This is a genomic window from Streptomyces sp. MAR4 CNX-425, from assembly GCF_048656465.1.
Classification (GTDB): domain Bacteria; phylum Actinomycetota; class Actinomycetes; order Streptomycetales; family Streptomycetaceae; genus Streptomyces.
The window spans coordinates 1-14,335 of sequence record NZ_JBMDLF010000009.1; the positions used below are offsets into that span (position 1 = coordinate 1).

The 14,335-nt window shown below is 73.0% G+C and carries 12 protein-coding genes and 1 tRNA gene; 12 read left to right on the forward strand and 1 reads right to left on the reverse strand.

Going from position 1 to position 14,335, the window contains the following annotated elements; genetic code table 11:
• Positions 1-723, forward strand: a 723-nt coding sequence (locus ACHZ99_RS23635) for a S1 RNA-binding domain-containing protein (protein ID WP_420306732.1), incomplete at its 5' end; no start/stop codon positions are given.
• A gap of 270 nt (positions 724-993) precedes the next feature.
• On the opposite strand, the gene ACHZ99_RS23640 is transcribed toward ACHZ99_RS23635, so the two are convergent.
• A tRNA-Arg gene (locus tag ACHZ99_RS23640) sits at positions 994-1,065 on the reverse strand.
• 163 nt (positions 1,066-1,228) lie between these two features.
• Here ACHZ99_RS23640 and ACHZ99_RS23645 point away from each other — a divergent pair.
• The 11 genes from ACHZ99_RS23645 to prmC all read left to right on the forward strand — a co-directional run bounded on the left by ACHZ99_RS23645 (position 1,229) and on the right by prmC (position 14,323).
• Positions 1,229-1,681 (forward strand): response regulator, encoded by a 453-nt coding sequence (locus ACHZ99_RS23645; protein ID WP_420306733.1) that lies wholly within the window; start codon positions 1,229-1,231, stop codon positions 1,679-1,681.
• Between the two features lie 63 nt (positions 1,682-1,744).
• Positions 1,745-2,731, forward strand: a complete 987-nt coding sequence (locus ACHZ99_RS23650; protein WP_420306734.1) for a DALR anticodon-binding domain-containing protein — start codon at positions 1,745-1,747, stop codon at positions 2,729-2,731.
• Between the two features lie 40 nt (positions 2,732-2,771).
• Positions 2,772-4,160, forward strand: a complete 1,389-nt coding sequence (lysA, locus tag ACHZ99_RS23655; RefSeq protein WP_420306735.1) for a diaminopimelate decarboxylase — start codon at positions 2,772-2,774, stop codon at positions 4,158-4,160.
• Positions 4,161-4,285: 125 nt separating this feature from the next.
• Positions 4,286-5,578: a homoserine dehydrogenase gene (locus ACHZ99_RS23660; protein WP_420306736.1), complete on the forward strand. Its 1,293-nt coding sequence runs from the start codon at positions 4,286-4,288 to the stop codon at positions 5,576-5,578.
• Positions 5,579-5,586: 8 nt separating this feature from the next.
• Positions 5,587-6,699, forward strand: a complete 1,113-nt coding sequence (gene thrC / locus ACHZ99_RS23665) for a threonine synthase (RefSeq protein ID WP_420306737.1) — start codon at positions 5,587-5,589, stop codon at positions 6,697-6,699.
• 280 nt (positions 6,700-6,979) lie between these two features.
• Entirely contained in the window at positions 6,980-7,957 is a 978-nt protein-coding gene (gene thrB, locus ACHZ99_RS23670) for a homoserine kinase (protein WP_420306738.1), read from the forward strand.
• 515 nt (positions 7,958-8,472) lie between these two features.
• Positions 8,473-10,482 carry a transcription termination factor Rho gene (rho, locus tag ACHZ99_RS23675; protein WP_420306739.1) on the forward strand — a complete coding sequence of 670 codons (2,010 nt, stop codon included), beginning with the start codon at positions 8,473-8,475 and terminating at the stop codon, positions 10,480-10,482.
• A gap of 206 nt (positions 10,483-10,688) precedes the next feature.
• Positions 10,689-11,843: an LCP family protein gene (locus tag ACHZ99_RS23680; RefSeq protein WP_420306740.1), complete on the forward strand. Its 1,155-nt coding sequence runs from the start codon at positions 10,689-10,691 to the stop codon at positions 11,841-11,843.
• 154 nt (positions 11,844-11,997) lie between these two features.
• Positions 11,998-12,219: a 50S ribosomal protein L31 gene (gene rpmE, locus ACHZ99_RS23685; RefSeq protein WP_018840095.1), complete on the forward strand. Its 222-nt coding sequence runs from the start codon at positions 11,998-12,000 to the stop codon at positions 12,217-12,219.
• 130 nt (positions 12,220-12,349) lie between these two features.
• A complete protein-coding gene (prfA, locus tag ACHZ99_RS23690) occupies positions 12,350-13,426 on the forward strand; it encodes a peptide chain release factor 1 (protein WP_420306741.1) in 1,077 nt (358 codons plus the stop codon).
• A 39-nt stretch (positions 13,427-13,465) separates the two neighbouring features.
• Positions 13,466-14,323: a peptide chain release factor N(5)-glutamine methyltransferase gene (gene prmC, locus ACHZ99_RS23695; RefSeq protein ID WP_420306742.1), complete on the forward strand. Its 858-nt coding sequence runs from the start codon at positions 13,466-13,468 to the stop codon at positions 14,321-14,323.
• Positions 14,324-14,335 lie beyond the last annotated feature (12 nt).

The window sequence follows — 14,335 nt, forward strand, 5'->3', positions numbered from 1 at the left end:
GTCACCCTGGACGGATTCCCCGCACACCCGCTGGGGAGCATCTGGCCTTCGGACGTCTCCTGGAGAGGGAATCGGTCTGCGGCCGTGAAGGTCGGCCGGCGGATCACCGCCGAGGTGATCGCCGTTGACCTGGATGAGGGCCACGCCCGGCTGGCCATGACCGCCACTGAGAACCCGGAACTGTGGGCGTTCCTGAAATCACGTCACCGCGGCGAGATCCTCTCCGGCACGATCACGGCCATCGAACGGTTCGGCGTGTTCGTGGCGCTGGACAACGGCCCCGACCATCCGGTCTTCCCCGGCGTCGGGTTCATCACGATTCCCGAACTGTCCTGGCGGCGTATCGACGCAGTTTCGGACGTCGTTCAGGTCGGGCAGCGCGTCTCGTGCGAGTTCCTCCAGTTCGACACATGGAACGGAGAGGCCAGACTTTCCCTGAAAGCGACACAGCCGGACCCCTTCCAGGCATTCGCCGACAGCATCACGGTGGGCCAAACACTGCAGGGACAGGTCACCAAACTGGTCTCGTTCGGCGTCTTCGTCCAGGTTGCCGACGGCATTGAGGGACTGGTCCGTCTTCAAGAGCTCACCTCGACGCCCGTGGCAACTCCACAGGACGTCGTTGAGGCCGGCGCCGAGGTGTTGGTCGTCGTCACGGACGCAGACCGAGAGCGGCGCACGCTGACCCTCTCGCGACGGCAGGCGTCACCTGACTCTCGATGACACCTGGACGTCACCGTCACAAGGGTTCCCCTGCACGAGTGCTCCGTGCCTTCGGGGCAGGGCCATGCCTTAACCGGCGAACCTACGCGGTCACAGCACTAGCTGGCCGAGATCGTGGTCTGACCTGCGGGGAGTCCTTCAAGATCATGACGTCGTCATTACGTGATCAGTGGCATGGAGCCGCATCCGGCGGCCTTCGGCTGCGCACGCAAGAAGACCCCGTCCTCAGCGCTTGCGCTGGTCACGGGGTCTTGGGCACCTCAGGCGAGGTGCCCCCGGCAGGATTCGAACCTGCGCACACGGCTCCGGAGGCCGTTGCTCTATCCCCTGAGCTACGGGGGCGTGTCTCCGCGTGGTGGTGCGGTGACGGGTAGAACCCTACCAGCTTCCGGGGGGTGGTCGGCCACCGGGTTTTGGGGGTGGGGGGCGGGGTGTGTGTGCAGGTCAGGGGCGGAAGTGTCCAAAAGCCGGACGTAGGGGGGCGGGCGCGCCTACGCTTTCCCTTGTGCCTGGCTTGTCCGGCCGGGTCCTTGTCGTCGATGACAACAAGGTGATCCGGCAGCTGATCAGGGTCAATCTCGAACTTGAGGGTTTCGAGGTCGTGACCGCGGCCGATGGTGCCGAGTGCCTGGAAGTCGTCCACCGGGTCCGTCCCGATGTGGTGACGCTCGACATCGTCATGCCCCGGCTCGACGGGCTGCGGACCGCGGCCCGGCTGCGGGCCGACTCGCGGACGCGGGGGCTGCCGATAGCGGTGGTCAGCGGGTGCAATCAGCTGGAGGTCGAGGCCGGGCGGGCGGCCGGGGTGGACGCGTTCGTGGCCAAGCCCTTCGAGCCGGTCGACCTGGTGCGGGTCGTGCGGCGGCTGGCTGCGCGGCGGGGTTCCGAGCGGGTCGGGGAGTCGCTGGCCGGGGACGCCGCCGACGACGCGGAGCCCGCCGGGTCTTCCGTGTGCTGATCCGGGGACGGGTCGGGTAAAAGGGTTCGCCTCCCTCCCCGGTGCCTCCCATACGCTGGTCCCGTGGACCCCGCAGAGCTCACCGGCACCGTGTTGCGTACGGTGCGATCCGCCGCGGTGGGTGAGTTCGGCGCACCCGTGCCGGCGCGTGTCGTCGTGGAGCGGCCGCGGCCCGGGGGGTGCGGGGACTACGCCACCAACGCCGCCCTCCAGCTCGCCCACGCCGCCGGGCGGGATCCTCTCGACGTCGCCGCGTTTCTGCGGGTACGGCTCGCCGCGCTCCCCGGCATCGCCGAGGTGACCGTCAGCGGGCCCGGGTTTCTCAACATCACCCTGCGGGGGAGCGGTGATCCCGTCGAGGAGGCCCTGGCGGCGGGGGAGCGGTTCGGGGGCGGGGACGTTCTCGGGGGGGAGGTCTATGCGCTCAGGGTCGCGGACGGGCTGCGGGCCGAGGTTCTCGGCGGGGTTCTGCGGGGGCTGCTGGTCTGCGCCGGGGGGTCCCTCGCCGAGCGGGGCGAGGTCGTACGGGTACGGCCCGTCCCGCTAGCCGGCGACGTCGCGCGCTACCCCGCCGACGCCGTCCGCTGGGCCTGCCTGCGCACCCCCGGCGAGCACCGGGCGCGCCTCACCCCCGGCCTCCTCGTCCGGCGCGAGTCGAATCCCCTCTTCCGCGTCCGGTACGCCCACTCCCGCACCGCCGCCCTGGCCCGTGCGGCGGCCGCTCTTGGTCTCGCCGGCCCACCCGGCGTGCCTCCCGCCGGTCCCGTACGGCACACTCGCACCGACGGCGCCCTGCGCGCCGCCATCGGCGACCTCCCCGCCGTCGTGGAGTCCGCCGCCCGCCGCCGCGCGCCCGACCGGCTCGCCCGGCACCTCGACGTCCTGGCCGGCGCCTTCCTCGGCGCCGAGGCGGCCCACCCCGCGCTCCCCGGCGGCGACGAGGAGCCCACCGCCGGTCACCGGGCCCGGCTCCGCCAGGCCGCCGCCGCCGGGGTGGCGCTCCGCAACGGGCTCGCACTGCTGGGGATCCACGCGCCCGAGCACCTCTGAGCCCACCGACCCACCCGCACCACCGAAGGAGTACCCCGCCGTGAGCCGATCCGCCCACCCCGCCGGCCCCCGGCACGGCGACGTGCTGCCCGAAGGGCACTACGCCGCCCCGCCCGCCGACCTCAACGACCTCGACCCGCACGTCTGGGCCCGTACCGTCGCCCGCGACGGCGACGGCGTCGTCACCGTCGGCGGGCTGCCGGTGACGCGGCTCGCCGAGGAGTTCGGCACCCCCGCCTACTTCCTCGACGAGGCGGACTTCCGGGCGCGCTGCCGCGCCTGGACCGACGCCTTCGAGGGCGCGGACGTCTTCTACGCCGGCAAGGCGTTCCTGTCCCGCGCCGTCGTGCGCTGGCTGCGCGAGGAGGGGCTGAACCTCGACGTCTGCTCCGGCGGCGAGCTGGCGACCGCGCTGGCCGCCGGGATGCCGGCCGAGCGGATCGCGATGCACGGCAACAACAAGAGCCCGGCCGAGATCGAACGGGCCGTGGAGGCCGGCGTCGGGCGGATCGTGCTGGACTCGTACCAGGAGATCGTCCGCGTGGCGCACGCGGCCGAGCGGCTCGGCCGCCGCCAGCGGGTGCAGATCCGGGTGACGGTGGGCGTGGAGGCGCACACCCACGAGTTCATCGCCACCGCCCACGAGGACCAGAAGTTCGGCCTCGCGCTCGCCGACGGCCAGGCGGCCGAGGCGGTACGGCGGGTGCTGGGGCTGGAGTCCCTGGAGCTGGCCGGCATCCACAGCCACATCGGCTCGCAGATCTTCGACATGGCCGGCTTCGAGGTCTCCGCCCGCCGCGTCGTCGGGCTGCTCTCCGAGATCCGCGACGAGCACGGGGTGGAGCTGCCCGAGATCGACCTCGGCGGCGGCCTCGGCATCGCGTACACCCCGGAGGACGACCCGAGCGAGCCGCACGAGATCGCCAAGGCGCTGCGCGACATCGTCTCGCGCGAGTGCTCCGCCGCGGGGCTGGCGATGCCGCGGCTGTCCGTGGAGCCGGGCCGGGCCATCGTCGGGCCCACGGCCTTCACGCTGTACGAGGTCGGGACGGTCAAGGAGCTGGCGGGGCTGCGTACGTACGTGAGCGTGGACGGCGGCATGTCGGACAACATCCGCACCGCGCTCTACGACGCCGAGTACTCGGTCGCGCTGGCCTCCCGCGCCTCCACCGCCGAGCCGATGCTCGCCCGCGTGGTCGGCAAGCACTGCGAGTCCGGCGACATCGTCGTACGGGACGCCTACCTGCCCGCCGACCTGGCCGCCGGGGACCTGCTCGCGGTGCCGGCCACCGGGGCGTACTGCCGCTCCATGGCGAGCAACTACAACCACGTGCCGCGCCCGCCCGTGGTGGTGGCGGCGGACGGCGCGGCGCGGGAGATCGTGCGGCGGGAGACGGAGGAGGACCTGCTGCGGCTCGACGTCGGCTGAGGGCACGAAGCCGCATCTCAGGCCGCAAACGCTACGTCTCGGCATCCGGACAGGGCCTCGCAAACGCCCCCCGCTGCGTGAGACTGGAATCGCCCATCACCGGTGCACGTGAGGAACGAGGTCATATGAGCGAGAGGCGTCCGCTGAAGGTGGCGCTCCTGGGCTGCGGGTCCGTCGGTTCCGAGGTCGCGCGCATCATGACGGCGAACGCCGCCGACCTCGCCGCCCGGATCGGCGCCCCGGTCGAGCTGGCGGGCGTCGCGGTGCGGCGCACGGGGGTGGAGCGGCCGGGGATCCCCGACGAGCTGGTCACCACGGACGCCACCGCGCTGGTCAAACGGGGCGACGTCGACGTCGTCATCGAGCTGATCGGCGGCCTGGAGCCGGCCCGTACGCTCATCACCACCGCCTTCGAGCACGGCGCCAGCGTCGTCACCGGCAACAAGGCCCTCCTCGCCGAGGACGGCCCCAGCCTCTACGCCGCCGCCGCGAGCCGCGGCGTCGACCTCTACTACGAGGCCGCCGTCGCCGGCGCCATCCCGCTCGTCCGCCCGCTGCGCGAGTCGCTGGCCGGCGACCGGGTCGACCGGGTGCTCGGCATCCTCAACGGCACCACCAACTTCATCCTCGACCGCATGGACACCTCCGGCGCCGGCTACGCCGAGGCGCTGGAGGAGGCCACGGCGCTCGGCTACGCCGAGGCCGACCCCACCGCCGACGTCGAGGGCTACGACGCCGCCGCCAAGGCCGCGATCCTCGCCGGCATCGCCTTCCACACCCGGGTCCGCCTCGACGACGTGCACCGCCAGGGCATCACCGAGATCACCGCTGCCGACATGGCGTCGGCCACCCGGATGGGCTGTACGGTCAAGCTGCTTGCCATCTGCGAGCGCACGCCCGACGGCAGGTCCGTCACCGCGCGGGTGCACCCGGCGATGATCCCGCTGACGCACCCGCTGGCCTCCGTCCGCGAGGCGTACAACGCCGTCTTCGTCGAGGCCAGCGCGGCCGGTCAGCTGATGTTCTACGGCCCGGGCGCCGGCGGCGCGCCCACGGCCAGCGCCGTGCTGGGCGACCTGGTCGCGGTCTGCCGGCACCGGCTCAGCGGCGGCAGCGGGCCGGGGGAGAGCGCGTACACGCAGCTGCCGGTGGCGCCGCCGGACGAGGTCGTCACGCGGTACCACATCAGCCTGGACGTGGCCGACCGGGCGGGCGTGCTCGCCCATGTGGCCGCCGTCTTCGCCGAACACGACGTGTCGATCGACACGGTCCGGCAGCAGGGCAAGGATGGCGAGGCGTCGCTCGTGGTGGTCACGCACCGGGCGACGGACGCCGCGCTGGCGGCCACGGTCGAGGCGCTGCGGAGGCTGGAGACCGTACGCGGCGTGGCCAGCACCATGCGGGTCGAAGGGGAGTGACGTAAGGAATGGACGCAGTGATCGACGAACCGCGACGTGACATCAGCGACTCCGTCGCGCGGCCGGCACCCGCGTGGCGCGGCGTCATCGAGGAGTACCGCGACCGGCTGCCGGTCCACGGGACGACCCCGGTGGTGACGCTCCGTGAGGGCGGGACCCCGCTGGTGCCGGCCGGGGTGCTCAGCGAGCGCACCGGGTGCGACGTGCACCTGAAGGTGGAGGGCGCCAACCCCACCGGGTCCTTCAAGGACCGCGGGATGACGATGGCGATCTCCGTCGCCAAGGAGGCCGGCGCGCGGGCCGTGATCTGCGCCTCCACCGGCAACACCTCGGCCTCCGCCGCCGCGTACGCGGTACGGGCCGGGCTGACCTGCGCGGTGCTGGTGCCGCAGGGCAAGATCGCGCTGGGCAAGATGGGCCAGGCGCTGGTGCACGGGGCGCAGATCCTCCAGGTCGACGGCAACTTCGACGACTGCCTGACGCTCGCCCGGCGGCTCAGCGAGAAGCACCCGGTGGCGCTGGTGAACTCCGTCAACCCCGCGCGGGTCGAGGGCCAGAAGACCGCCGCCTTCGAGGTGGTGGACGCGCTCGGGGACGCGCCGGACATCCACGTGCTCCCGGTCGGCAACGCCGGCAACATCACCTCGTACTGGAAGGGCTACCGCGAGTACCGGGAGGACGGCCCCGCCACCCGCACCCCCCGCATGTGGGGCTACCAGGCGGCCGGCGCGGCGCCGATCGTGCGCGGCGAGCCGGTGAAGGACCCGAGCACCCTGGCCACCGCCATCCGCATCGGCAACCCGGCCTCGTGGGAGCTGGCGGAGCGGGCGCGCGACGAGTCCGGCGGGCTCATCGAGGCGGTCACCGACCGGCAGATCCTGCGGGCGTACAAGCTGCTGGCCGCGCAGGAGGGCGTCTTCGTCGAGCCCGCCTCGGCGGCGAGCGTCGCGGGGCTGCTCCAGGCCGTGGAGCTGGGCATGGTCGACCCCGGCCAGCGGATCGTCTGCACGGTCACCGGCAACGGGCTGAAGGACCCGGACTGGGCGGTGGCCGGCGCGCCGCAGCCCGTCGCCGTACCGGTGGACGCGGACGCGGCGGCGGAGCGGCTGGGGCTGGCCTGACCCCGGCCCGGCCCCGTACGGCCTTTCGGGTGTGTGCGCGGGCCGCGCATCGAGCGCCTCCTGTGCGCCCTATGTCGCAGGGGAACCCACCTTCGATAAGCTGGGGTTGAGCCCGCCGGTCGACTGTCCCGGGCACCCCTCTGGAAGACGTCCGTACCGTCCGGCCGCGCGCGCACGGCGCGTCCGCGGGGCGCCGGTCGGGCGCATCCGATGCCGAGCTGATTTCCCCCACCGCCCGGGGAGACCGGGTGAGAGCCACACAAGGAGAGTCACGCAAGCGATGGCCGGTCCAGCCTTCCGCGCCGCGCCCGTACGCGTCCGCGTGCCGGCGACCAGCGCCAACCTCGGCCCCGGCTTCGACACGTTCGGGCTCGCGCTCGGGCTGTACGACGACGTGGTGGTCCGGGTCGCCGAGTCCGGGCTGCACGTCGACATCGCCGGCGAGGGCGCCGACGACCTGCCCCGCGACGAGTCGCACCTGCTCGTACGGGCCATGCGCAGCGCGTTCGAGGCGCTGGGCGGGCAGCCGCGCGGGCTGGAGGTGGTGTGCGCCAACCGGATCCCGCACGGCCGCGGGCTCGGGTCGTCCGCCGCCGCGATCTGCGCCGGGATCATCGCCGCGCGGGCGGTGACGATCGGCGGCGCCGAGCGGCCGGGCGCCCTCGACACCGCGCCCGAGAAGACCGCGCTGCTGGAGCTGGCGACGGAGCTGGAGGGCCACCCCGACAACGTCGCGGCGTGCCTGCTCGGCGGCTTCACGCTGGCCTGGACGGACGACGGCACGGGCGGCGCCGGCGCGCTGCCCGGGCAGGCGCCCGCGCCGGCGGTACGGGCCATCCGGCTGGACCCGGCCGGGGGCGTCGTCCCGGTCGTCTTCGTGCCGGGCAACCCGCTGTCCACGGCGGAGGCCCGCGGGCTGCTGCCCCGTACCGTGCCGCACGCGGACGCGGCGCTGACCGCCGCCCGCGCGGCGCTGTTCGTCGAGGCGCTGACCAGGCGCCCCGAGCTGCTGCTGACGGCCACGGAGGACCGGCTGCACCAGGACTACCGGGCCGCCGCGATGCCGGAGAGCGCGGCGCTGGTGGCGCGGCTGCGGGCGGACGGCGTGCCGGCGGTGATCTCCGGCGCGGGGCCGACGGTGCTGGCGTTCGCGGAGGACGGGGCGGCCGAGAAGGTCGCGCTGTCGGCGGGCGACGGCTGGGCGGCGAACCGGCTGGACCTCGACCGGGAGGGGGCGAGCGTGCTCCCGCTGGCCTGACGGGCGGCGGCGGCCTGCCACGCGACATACGCGACCGGCCGTCGGCGCCGGGAGAGGGGGAATGTCTGCAGGATCCGATAGTGTTAACCTCAAGGCAGCACCAGCGCACCTCAGTCGTGGGATCCACTCAGTCGTGGGTTTCGACCCGGTCGCAGGACCGACCAGGATCAACACGGCCGTGCTGTGTGCTGGGGTCTCTCCGGGCCGCAGGGCCCGGGGGCCGGTCCCACAAGGGGATTACCCCAGCGGGGCAGCCTTTCTTCCGGGAGCCTTCCACATTGCCTGAGCAGCCTGCCGGTGCAGTGACGCTCCCGAATCGGCACCGCTGTCGTGCGTGACACCCACCCGAGTGCCCCGCATCACCAGCATGCCGACCCTGCACAGTCTTCACCGCCGTACGGCGGACTACCGCACCGACGCGGACCCGCGGACGCAAACGCACGGGCCGCAGCCGGAGAGCACGACCGGTCGCCGAGCCAGACAGGCCGACGCACCGCTCCAGGGAAGGACCCTTCGTGAGCGACACCACCGATCTGATGGGCGTCAACGCAGAGAACGCCGCCAGCCCAGCTTCTGGGGGTGCCTCCCAGCAGGAGACTGGGGGGGCTCCCGCAACCACCGCCGGTTCGACCAGGCGCCGTCGTGGCGCCGGCCTGGAGGGCATGGTCCTGGCGGAGCTCCAGCAGATCGCATCCGGCCTCGGGATCCGGGGCACCGCTCGGATGCGCAAGAGCCAGCTCATCGAGGTGATCAAGGAGAGGCAGGGCGCCGACGGCGGCAAGCCCGCCGAGGCCAAGGCCGAGAAGACCGCCGAGAAGACCGCGGACAAGGCGGGCGACAAGGCCGTCGACAAGGCCGTGGGCAAGCGCCGCGCCACCTCCCGGGCCCGTACCGGCGAGGTCGAGCAGGCCGAGCGCGCCGAGCAGCCGCAGGGCGCCGGCGGCAAGGACAGCGGCCGCAGGGACGAGGGCGACTCCCGGATCGACATCCCCGGCCAGCCCGCCAAGTCGCAGGACCAGCCCGGTGACGGGCAGCAGACCGCGGGCGGCGACCAGGGGGACCGGGCGGAGAAGGCCGACAGGCCCGACAAGGGCGGCGACGGCCGGCAGTCCGGCGGCGACGGCGGCAAGCAGTTCGGCGACGGCGGCCGGCAGAAGGGCGACCGCCAGGGCGGCGGGCGCCGGGACCGGCAGAACCGCCGCAACAAGGGCGACGACGGCGGCGGCCAGGGCGGTGGCGGCGGCCAGCAGAACCAGGGCGGCGGCCGGCAGCAACAGCAGCAGGACGACGACTACGAGGGCGGCCGGCGCGGCCGCCGGGGCCGCTACCGCGACCGCCGCGGGCGCCGCGGGCGCGAGGACTTCAGCGAGCCGCAGATCGCCGAGGACGACGTCCTGATCCCGGTCGCCGGGATCCTCGACATCCTCGACAACTACGCCTTCGTCCGCACCTCCGGCTACCTCCCCGGCCCCAACGACGTGTACGTGTCGCTGGCCCAGGTGCGCAAGAACGGCCTGCGCAAGGGCGACCACGTCACGGGCGCCGTGCGCCAGCCCCGCGAGGGCGAGCGCCGGGAGAAGTTCAACGCGCTGGTCCGGCTCGACTCCGTCAACGGCCAGGGGCCGGAACAGAGCCGCGGGCGCGCGGAGTTCGGCAAGCTCACCCCGCTCTACCCGCAGGACCGGCTGCGGCTGGAGAGCGACCCGGGCACGCTGACGCCGCGGATCATCGACCTCGTCTCGCCCATCGGCAAGGGGCAGCGCGGGCTGATCGTGGCGCCGCCGAAGACCGGCAAGACGATGATCCTCCAGTCCATCGCCAACGCGATCACCACCAACAACCCCGAGTGTCACCTGATGGTCGTCCTCGTCGACGAGCGGCCGGAAGAGGTCACCGACATGCAGCGGTCGGTGAAGGGCGAGGTCATCTCCTCGACCTTCGACCGCCCGGCGGAGGACCACACCACGGTCGCCGAGCTGTCCATCGAGCGGGCCAAGCGCCTGGTCGAGCTGGGCCACGACGTCGTCGTGCTGCTCGACTCGATCACCCGGCTCGGCCGCGCGTACAACCTGGCGGCGCCCGCCTCCGGCCGCATCCTGTCCGGCGGCGTGGACTCCACCGCGCTCTACCCGCCGAAGAGGTTCTTCGGCGCCGCGCGGAACATCGAGGACGGCGGCTCGCTGACCATCGTGGCCACCGCGCTCGTCGAGACCGGCTCGCGCATGGACGAGGTCATCTTCGAGGAGTTCAAGGGCACCGGAAACCTGGAGCTCAAGCTGGACCGCAAGCTCTCGGACAAGCGCATCTTCCCCGCGGTCGACGTGGACGCCTCCGGCACCCGCAAGGAGGAGATCCTGATGGGCGGCGAGGAGCTGGCCATCGTCTGGAAGCTCCGCCGGGTGCTGCACGCGCTGGACCAGCAGCAGGCCATGGAGCTGCTGCTGGACAAGATGAAGCAGACCAAGAGCAACGCCGAGTTCCTGCTCCAGATCCAGAAGACCACGCCCACGCCGAACGGCGACTAGCTCCGGGCCTCGCGCCGGGCCCACGCGAACCGGTGCAGGTCAGGGACTTATCAGGGCAAAAGCCTCTCCCCGGAACGGGGGGAGGCTTTTGCGCGTTCACCTAGACGTGTGTAACCCTTTTAGGTGATCCCTGTCGGGGAATGTGGGGAAAAGTTTGGACCTGCCCGCGGCGCGTCAGGGACCTGAGCGGCCGAGGTGAGGAGCCGATGGCGGAACCGTACGCGGCCGGGGATCCCGGCCGGCGACCGCGCAGCCCCCGCCGCAAGGCGGTCCTCGCCGCGGTCTGGGTGCTCGTCGGGGCCGTGATCCTCGGCGGCGCCGGGCTCACGTACCTCTACTTCCGCCTCAACGGCAACCTGACCAGCGTCGACCTGGACGCCAAGCTGGGCGGCGACCGGCCCGAGGACCTGCCCGGCGGCTCCATGGACATCCTCGTCCTCGGCTCCGACTCCCGGGCCGGCGAGAACGCCGAATACGGCCGCGACGGCGGCGGCGCCCGCTCCGACACCGCGATGATCGTGCACGTCTACGAGGACCGGAAGCGCGCCAGCGTCGTCAGCATCCCCCGCGACACCCTCGTCGACCGCCCGGAGTGCGAGCGGGACGGCGGCGGCACCGCCCCGGCCGCCGAGCGGGCCATGTTCAACGAGTCGTACTCCGTCGGCGGCCCGGCCTGCACCGTCAAGACCGTGGAGAAGATGACCGGGGTGCGCATGGACCACTTCGTCGAGGTGGACTTCAGCGGCTTCAAGCGGCTGATCGACCAGCTCGGCGGGGTCGAGGTCACCACCCGCCAGGACATCGACGACCCCGACAGCCACCTCGACCTCAAGGCCGGCACGCACACCCTGGACGGCGAGCAGGCGCTCGGTCTGGTACGGACCCGCAAGGGCGTCGGCGACGGCAGCGACCTGGGCCGGATAGAGCTCCAGCAGGTGTTCGTCAGGGCGCTGGTGCAGCGGATCGGCGAGATCGACCTGCTGACCAGCCCGGCGAAGCTGATCGGCCTCGCCGACACCGCCACCGAGTCGATCACCACCGACGAGGACCTGGCCTCGGTGAACGAGCTGCGCCGGCTGGCCGAGAGCCTGGGCGGCATAGGGCCGGACGACCTGCAGATGGTGACCCTCCCGGTGACGTACGACGCGCAGGACCGCAACCGCGTGGTGCCGCTGGAGAAGGAGTCCGCGCAGGTCTGGGAGGCGCTGCGGGACGACCGGCGGATACCCGGGTCCGCGCTGAAGGACACCGCGGGCGCCCGGGCGGGCCAGGACCGCGTGGTCACCGCCCCGCCGCCGGCCGCACCGGACGCGCCGCCGGAGGTCGCGCCCCGCGGCGGCGCGCAGGCGGCGGCGCCGTAGGCGGAGAGCGGCCCGGGACGGGACGTGGAATAAAGCGGGCCCGCGACCCGTTTTGGCCAGCACGACCGGTCCTCGTAGACTGGTACGTCGGTCCCGGTTCACGTGACGCAGCCCGCGGAGCGACCCGGAGCCCTCCCGAACCTAGGAGAATCCCTTGAAGCGCGACATCCACCCGGAGTACGTGGAGACCCAGGTCAGCTGCACCTGTGGTAACTCGTTCACCACCCGGAGCACCGTCACCTCCGGCACCATCCGCGCGGACATCTGCTCCGCGTGCCACCCGTTCTACACGGGCAAGCAGAAGATCCTCGACACCGGTGGCCGCGTGGCCCGCTTCGAGGCCCGCTTCGGCAAGCAGGCCGCGGCGAAGAAGTAGCCCGTCCGCGTGCGCCGGGCCGGCCGCCTTCGATGAGGGCGGACCGGGCCGGCGCACGTTTTTCGTCCCGTCCGGCCGCCCGCCCCCGCCCGCCGACCGGTCTGCTACCTCCCCTACGGAGCACCCCACGATGTTCGAGGTCGTCAAGGATCTCATCGGCGAGCACGCCGCCCTGGAGCAGCAGCTCGCCGACCCCGGCGTGCACGCCGACCAGCGCCGCGCCACCAGGCTCAACAAGCGCTACGCCGAGCTGGCCCCGATCGTCGCCGCCTACCGCGCCTGGGAGCGCGCTCGAGAGGACGCCGCCACCGCCCGGGAGCTGGCCGCCGAGGACCCGGAGTTCGCGGCCGAGGCCAAGAGCCTGGAGCGGGAGCGGGAGGAGCTGACCGAGCGGCTGCGGCTGCTGCTCGTGCCGCGCGACCCCAGCGACGAGAAGAACGTCATCCTGGAGGTCAAGGCCGGCGAGGGCGGCGAGGAGTCCGCGCTCTTCGCCGGCGACCTGCTGCGGATGTACCTGCGCTACGCCGAGCGGCAGGGCTGGAAGACGGAGCTGCTGGACGCCAACGAGTCCGACCTCGGCGGCTACAAGGACGTCTCGGTCTCCGTGAAGCTGAAGGGCGCGCCCGCCGAGCCCGGCGCGGGCGTGTGGGCGCGGCTGAAGTACGAGGGCGGCGTGCACCGCGTGCAGCGGGTGCCGGCCACCGAGTCGCAGGGCCGGATCCACACCTCCGCGGCCGGCGTGCTGGTGCTGCCGGAGGCCGAGGACGTCGACGAGGTCGAGATCGGCCCCAACGACCTGCGCGTCGACGTCTACCGCTCCTCGGGGCCCGGCGGCCAGTCCGTCAACACGACGGACTCCGCGGTACGCATCACGCACCTGCCCACCGGCATCGTGGTGTCCTGCCAGAACGAGAAGAGCCAGCTGCAGAACCGGGAGCAGGCGATGCGTATCCTGCGGGCGAGGCTGCTCGCCGAGGCGCAGGAGGAGGCCGAGAAGGAGGCGGCGGACGCGCGCCGCAGCCAGGTGCGTACGGTGGACCGGTCGGAGCGCGTCCGCACGTACAACTTCCCGGAGAACCGCATCTCCGACCACCGGGTCGGGTTCAAGGCGTACAACCTCGACCAGGTGCTCGACGGGGAGTTGGACGCCGTGATCCAGGCCTGCGTGGACGCGGACGCCGCGGCCAAGCTCGCGGACGCCGGCTGACCACCGCTCGCGGATACGCCGTAAGGGACCGGAGGGAACGTGAACCTGCTGCTCGTCGAAGTGGCCCAGGCCACGCGGCGGCTCGCCGACGCCGGCGTGCCCTCCCCGCGCTTCGACGCGGAGGAGCTGGCGGCCTACGTCCACGGCGTGCCCCGCGGCGAGTTGCACCGCGTCGCCGACGCCGACTTCGACGCCCGCTACTGGGAGGCCGTCGCCCGCCGCGAGGCCCGCGAGCCGCTCCAGCACATCACCGGCGTCGCCTACTTCCGCTATCTGGAACTCCAGGTGGGCCCCGGCGTGTTCGTCCCGCGGCCGGAGACCGAGTCCGTGGTGGACTGGGCCATAGCGGCGGTGCGCGCGATGGACGTGGTCGAGCCGCTGATCGTCGACCTGTGCACCGGCTCCGGCGCCATCGCGCTGGCCATGGCGCAGGAGGTGCCGCGGGCCGCCGTGCACGCCGTCGAGCTGGAGGAGACGGCGCTCGGCTGGGCGCGCAAGAACGCCGCGCACAACGACGGCGGCGCCCGCGTCGTGCTGCACCATGGAGACGCGCGCACCGCGCTGCCCGAGCTGAACGGCCAGGTCGACCTGGTCGTCAGCAACCCGCCGTACATCCCGCTGACCGAGTGGGAGCACGTCGCCCCGGAAGCCCGCGACCACGACCCGCAGGCCGCGCTCTTCTCCGGCGAGGACGGCCTCGACCTCATCCGCGGTCTGGAGGCCGCCGCGAGACGGCTGCTGCGCCCCGGCGGGGTGGTGGTCGTCGAGCACGCCGACACCCAGGGCGGCCAGGTGCCGTGGCTCTTCCCCGAGGAACGCGGCTGGGCGGACGCCGCCGACCACCCCGACCTCAACAACCGGCCTCGATTCGCGACCGCCCGCAGGGTCCGTACCTGAGAAGGAGATTGA

Coding starts and splice junctions, on each gene's coding strand:
- ACHZ99_RS23680 (WP_420306740.1), top strand. CDS start 10,689: ATGGCGGAACCGTACGCGGCCGGGGATCCCGGCCGGCGACCGCGCAGC.
- thrB (WP_420306738.1), top strand. CDS start 6,980: ATGGCCGGTCCAGCCTTCCGCGCCGCGCCCGTACGCGTCCGCGTGCCG.
- ACHZ99_RS23660 (WP_420306736.1), top strand. CDS start 4,286: ATGAGCGAGAGGCGTCCGCTGAAGGTGGCGCTCCTGGGCTGCGGGTCC.
- prfA (WP_420306741.1), top strand. CDS start 12,350: ATGTTCGAGGTCGTCAAGGATCTCATCGGCGAGCACGCCGCCCTGGAG.
- thrC (WP_420306737.1), top strand. CDS start 5,587: ATGGACGCAGTGATCGACGAACCGCGACGTGACATCAGCGACTCCGTC.